This window comes from Micromonospora sp. M42 (genome assembly GCF_000568915.1).
Lineage (GTDB): Bacteria > Actinomycetota > Actinomycetes > Mycobacteriales > Micromonosporaceae > Micromonospora > Micromonospora chalcea.
Window position 1 is genome coordinate 1 of sequence record NZ_KK037238.1, and the last position, 5,724, is coordinate 5,724.

A 5,724-nucleotide genomic window follows, 5' to 3' on the forward strand; every position below is an offset into this window, starting at 1 on the left:
AGGATCCTGCAGAGCCGCTTCACGCCGTGACGGCGCTGGAGGTCGGCGACACACTGGAAGCGGTTCACCAGCGCGTCTCCCCGGCGAAATACTTCGCCGCCTTCCGCAGGATCTCCCGTTCCTCCTCCAACTCGCGGACCTTCTTTCGCAAGGCGGCGTTCTCCGCCTCCAGCGGTACCGGCGGCTGGGCCGGTTCTTGCGTCCGTCGTCCTCGGGGACGGCTCACCCCGGCTGCCCTCACCCAGTTCCGCAGGGTCTCCGGGTTGATCCCCAGATCGGCCGCGACCGACCTGATCGTCGCTTCCGGCCGCGACTCGTACAGCGCGACCGCGTCCGCCTTGAACTCCGGCGGGTAGTTCTTCATGACCACGAGATGTCCGTTCTCAGATCCTCAGGATCCAGTGTCTCGTGTGTCCAGGATCAGGGGTCAAGGCCCCTCCTCCGTGCTCAACGCCAGACCGGGCAAGACGCCAAGTAGTACGTCATAGACCTGCTAGACCCAGCTAAACCGGGTATGACCCGCCCAGATGCCGGTAGTGTAAGCGTGGTTGATGTGCTTACGTTGACTGCCGACTGGAGGTTCCACCGTGGCTGAACCGTGGCTTTCCGCCGACGACATCGCCGCCCACCTCGGCATCACGAAGGACACCGTCTATGGGTGGATCGCCGAGAAGGGCATGCCGGCCCACAAGCTCGGCCGTCTCTGGAAGTTCCAGACCAGTGAAATCGATGAGTGGGTGCGCAGTGGCGGTGCCGCGTCATCGAGTGACCACGCAGAGTCAGGCTGACCTGAGAGTCTCCGCCCACTGGGATGGCGTCGGTATCGGCTGAGTGCTGTATTCTGATCAACTTTCCTGGTTCCCGAAAGGAGGTGCCGCCCCGTGGTGGAACGGACCGCCCCTGCGTCGCGCTATGCGCTCTCGTTCACCAGTGGTGCCCTCCTCATGTGCGAGGCTTCCATCGCTGCGCCGCTGTACCTGCGCGAGCGTGACTGGTCGAAGGTGTGCGCAGTCATCGAGCAGGACAACCTGCTCCAGGCTCGCACGGTCGCGTCGGGGCGACGCCTCGCCCGTGAGGTCACCCAGCGGCTCGCTGCGCTCACTGACGGCGAGATTGAACTGCTCGTCGACGCGACGGCCACTGAGCGCGGACATTTGTTGTGGGCGGCTGCGTGCCGTCGCTATGACCTGATCGGCGAGTTCGCCGAGGAAGTGGTGCGTGAGCGGTTCCTTCTGTTGACATCGACGCTCACGTACGAGGACTTTGACAGCTTCGTTCGTGGAAAGGCTCTGTGGCATACCGAGCTGATTGAAGTCAAGGACTCGACGCTGCGCAAGCTGCGCTCGAACGTGTTTCTGATGCTTAGCGAGGCCGGCCTGCTCTCCGACCGCGGACACCTGGTCCAAGCTGTGCTATCGGAGCGGGTCGCCAGTGTCTTGTCCACGCGGACCCCGAGCGATCTGCGGTTCTTCCCCGCCAGTGATCACGATACAGGGAGGGCCGAGCGGTGACGCCGATCGAGCTGTCCAATCAGGAAGAGCATCTGTTTCAGGTGCTCAGTGGCAAGCGGTTCCTCCAGATGGAGGGCCTGAGCAACGAGGTGCCGTTCTTCATCTACCCCTACGAACCCGAGGACGCCCTCGTGGTTGCGGGGGCCAAGAAGCGCATCAAGAACCGACTGGCCAACAAGGGAATCGAGGTCCGTGAGATCAATCTCTACGACCTATCGGTGGAGATGCTCAAAGAGCGCGGAGTCTGGGATCGCCTGCTCGCCCTCGAACCGGATCAGGACAAAGCCGACTTCCGCGAGCTGCTTCAGGGGATGCTCGACCCGCAGGACCACATTTCGCCTGCGATCCGCGCCAAGCTCGCCGAGGGCGACTTCGACATCTTCTTCCTCACCGGCATCGGCGAAGTCTTCCCGTACATCCGCTCACACAACGTGCTGAACAACTTGCAAAGCGTCGTGACAGGTAAGCCGATGCTCTTGTTCTTCCCTGGCCGTTACGAGCAGTCCGACACGTTGGGGTCGTCGCTCGTGCTGTTCGGGCGACTCAAAGACGACCAGTACTACCGAGCCAAGAACATCTTGGAGCAGGAGGCGTGACTCGATGCAGTTGAACGCGATCTTCGCCAAGGACGTGCAGCGTCCGATCGAGGGCGTCATCAAGGCTGACGACACCGCGCACCTGGGCACTGAGGTCGACGAGTACGTCCTGACCAACGAGGCAGCCAAGGGCCTCGAACCCCTGCTTGAGGCGTACACGAACTACACCAACGCGAACGGTGTGTGGATCTCGGGTTTCTTCGGCTCCGGTAAGTCCCACTTGCTCAAGATGCTCGCCCACCTGCTCGGCGACGTAGACGGGCAGGAGTTCGCGCGCGAGCGTGTGTCCGAGAGCTTCCGGTCCAAGGCGCAGGGAGCGTTCCTCCCAGCCTTGTTGACTAAGGCCGACCGCATTCCCGCCAAGAGCTTGCTGTTCAACATCGATCAGAAGGCGACGCTCATCACGAAGGACCAGGGCGATGCACTGTTGAAGGTGTTCGTCAAGGTCTTCGATGAGAGCTGTGGCTACTACGGTAACCAGGGTCACGTGGCTCGATTCGAGCGGGACTTGGACAATCGCGGCCAGTACGGGGCGTTCAAGGCTGCGTACGCACAGATCGCGGGACGCGACTGGGCGCATGGCCGTGAGGAGGGCGTACTCGAAGAGGCCAACGTGGCCAAGGCATACGCCGAAGTCAGCGGCCAGACCGAGGGGACGCCGACCAACATCCTCACGAAGTACCGCAACGAGTACTCGGTGTCGATCGAGGACTTCGCCAACGAGGTCAAGGCGTGGATCGACAGGCAGGCCGTGGGCTTCCGTCTGAACTTCTTCGTGGACGAGGTCGGCCAGTTCATCGGGTCCAACACGCACCTGATGCTGAACCTCCAGACGATCGCCGAGTCTCTGAATACCAAGTGCCAGGGGCGAGCGTGGGTATTCGTCACTTCCCAGGAGGACATGGATAAGGTCGTCGGCGACCGCACCAAGCAGCAGGGCAACGACTTCTCCAAGATCCAGGCGCGATTCAGGACACGAGTCAAGCTCACCAGCGCCGACGTTGAGGAAGTCATCCGCAAGCGGCTGCTGGAGAAGAACGAGGTGGGTGAGTCTGCGCTGGCGACGGTGTACGCCGAGCAGCACGCGAACTTCAAAACACTGTTCGACTTCGTTGACGGCGCGAAGATCTACCGCAACTACACGGACGAGGTGCACTTCGTCGGCACCTACCCGTTCGTCAGTTATCAGTTCCCCCTCTTCCAAGCGGCGATAGAGGGCATCTCGGACCACAATGTGTTCGAGGGCCGCAACAGCTCGGTCGGTGAGCGCTCCATGCTCGGCGTCGTGCAGCAGGTCGCCAAGGACGTCGGCGACGTCGAGGTGGGCAGACTCGCGACCTTCGACCACATGTTCGCTGGCATCCGTGCCTCGCTGAAGTCTGCCGCGCAGCGCTCGATCGATGTCGCCGAGCGCAACCTCGACAACGAGCTTGCTGTGCGTCTACTCAAGGCGCTGTTCCTGGTCAAGTACGTCGAGGGCTTCCACGCGACCCCGCGCAACCTGACCGTGCTCGTCTACGACCGGTTCGGGCTTGACCTGCCCGCACTGTCCAAGCAGGTACAGGAGGCCCTGACGCTGCTGGAGACTCAGACGTACGTGCAGCGCAACGGCAACGTCTACGAGTACTTGACCAACGAAGAACAGGTCATCGAGGAAGAGATCAAGAATGTCGACATCGACGCCTCAGAGGTCAGCGGCCGCCTGTCCAAGATCCTCTCCGGTGAAGTCATCCGCACCAGCAAGCTGCGGTATGCCAAGAACGGCCAGGACTTCGCGTTCGGCTACAAGCTCGACGACCAGGTGTACGGACAGCAGCGCGAGCTGACGGTTCACTTCATCACCCCCGAGTACCCGTACGGTCCCGAAGAGATCCGGATGCACAGCGCCGGCAAGGACGAGCTGCGAGTCATCCTGGAACCAGACGAGCGTGCCTTGTCCGACCTGCGGCTGCTCATCAAGACCGAGAAATACACCAAGCGCAAGCAGACGACCTCGCTCTCGCCGATCGAGGACCAGATTCTGCGCTCCAAGGCGACACAGAACGCCGAGCGCGAGAAGGAGCTTGTCACACGCATCCGCCGGGCCGTCGGCAAGGCAGAGCTCGTCATCAACGCCGCCGATGTGGCTTCCACCTCGCAGGACGCCGTCGTCCGTGTGACCGACGGCTTCCAGGACCTTGTCAGCCGTACCTACACCCAGCTCAAACTGCTCGGCGGGATCACCTACAGCGAGCAGCAGGTCGCCTCGTTCGCCAACCCCGATCCGTCGGGCATCTTCGACGACTCGTCGCTGTCCCAGCTCGCCATCCCGGGCGAAGAGGTGCTCTCTTTCGTTCTGCGGCGTGACCGGCTTGGTGAGCAGGTGACTGTCAAGACGATCGCGGGTGCTTTCCAGGCGAAGCCCTACGGCTGGGACCTCGCCTCGATCGAGGTCGTCATCGCGTGGCTTGTTGGCGCCTCGAAGCTCACGGCCATCGTCGACGGAAACGCCCTGAAGCGCACTGAGGTCGCGGCGGTGCTGCGCAACACGCAGAAGCACTCGCACGCGGTGGTCGCTCCACAGAAGGTCTTCGACGGGCGCCAGGTCGCCGCGCTCCGTACGTTCTGCACCGACTTCTTCGACGAGGCAACGGCCGCGCCGAAGGACCCCCTGGAGCTGGCCCGGCACGCTAGCGACAAGCTGCGCGGCAAGCTCGATGAGCTGAAGGCGCGGGTGAACGGGTCGAAGTACCCGTTCGTGGAGCAGCTGGCCGCCCCGATCGCGCTGCTCGAACAGGTCGTCGACAAGCCCGACGAGTGGTACCTGACCGAGTTCGGCCTCGGCGACGAGCTGCTCGACGCCAAGGAATCCGTGATCGACCCCATCCAGTCGTTCCTCAACGGAGGCCAGCGCGCCATCTACGACGAAGCCGCCACCTTGCTCGCGGTGGGCACGAACAACCTCGGCTACCTGCCCGTCGGCAGCGACACTGAGGTGAAGCGGTTGCTCGAGGACCCCAACGCGTTCCGTGGTAACCGCATGACCCAGCTCAAGCAAGCCGCGGATGCACTCGGCAAGCAGGTCGACGAAGCGCTCGCGACCAACCGTGCCACGGTGATTAAGGCCATTGAGGCACGAAAGACCGAGGTGCTCGGCAGCGCTTACTACGAGAACGCCACCGAGGACGCACAGCAGAGAGTCATTCACACGGTCGACCAGGTCGTCGATCGAGTCTGTAACGAGCGGCAGATCGGGCTCATCCGTGAGCAGGGGAACAGCTTCGAGGAGGAGACCTACCCTGCGTTGCTCGATCAGCTCGTCTCTTCGGCCCGCCCGGCGGGCGACACCGACGATCCCGCACCCGCGCCACCCAAGCAGACGGTCTCGGTCAAGACCATCACCGTGACAGGTGCTCACGGTGTGCTGGAGACTGCCGAGGACGTCGATCGGTACCTTGACGCACTCCGTAGCGCCCTGCTGTCCACACTCAACGCCGGAAAGCGAATCACGCTCTGATGGAAACCGCTCCGCTCAAGTCCTTCGCCGCCTGGGCGCGCGCCGCACTCATCCGCGAGGTAGCGGCCCGCATCTCCGTCGTGCTCGCTCCCGCCTCGCCCGAGCAGGTCGAGCAGCGCAC

The 5,724-nt window shown here is 63.0% G+C and carries 5 protein-coding genes; 4 read left to right on the forward strand and 1 reads right to left on the reverse strand.

The genetic code is table 11. The features are described from left to right. Positions 1-64 precede the first annotated feature (64 nt). On the reverse strand, positions 65-364 hold the full coding sequence (locus MCBG_RS30800) for a transposase (protein WP_084789696.1): 300 nt from the start codon (positions 362-364) through the stop codon (positions 65-67). A 223-nt stretch (positions 365-587) separates the two neighbouring features. Between MCBG_RS30800 and MCBG_RS30805 the strand changes: the two genes are divergently transcribed. The 4 genes from MCBG_RS30805 to brxC all read left to right on the forward strand — a co-directional run bounded on the left by MCBG_RS30805 (position 588) and on the right by brxC (position 5,603). Then, positions 588-788 (forward strand): helix-turn-helix domain-containing protein, encoded by a 201-nt coding sequence (locus MCBG_RS30805; protein WP_037932537.1) that lies wholly within the window; start codon positions 588-590, stop codon positions 786-788. A gap of 93 nt (positions 789-881) precedes the next feature. Further along, positions 882-1,511 carry a DUF1819 family protein gene (locus tag MCBG_RS30810; RefSeq protein WP_106430246.1) on the forward strand — a complete coding sequence of 210 codons (630 nt, stop codon included), beginning with the start codon at positions 882-884 and terminating at the stop codon, positions 1,509-1,511. Beyond that, positions 1,508-2,107: a DUF1788 domain-containing protein gene (locus tag MCBG_RS30815; protein WP_009067069.1), complete on the forward strand. Its 600-nt coding sequence runs from the start codon at positions 1,508-1,510 to the stop codon at positions 2,105-2,107. The genes MCBG_RS30810 and MCBG_RS30815 overlap by 4 nt, the downstream gene beginning before the upstream one ends. Before the next feature lie 4 nt (positions 2,108-2,111). Further along, entirely contained in the window at positions 2,112-5,603 is a 3,492-nt protein-coding gene (brxC, locus tag MCBG_RS30820; protein WP_009067068.1) for a BREX system P-loop protein BrxC, read from the forward strand. Positions 5,604-5,724 lie beyond the last annotated feature (121 nt).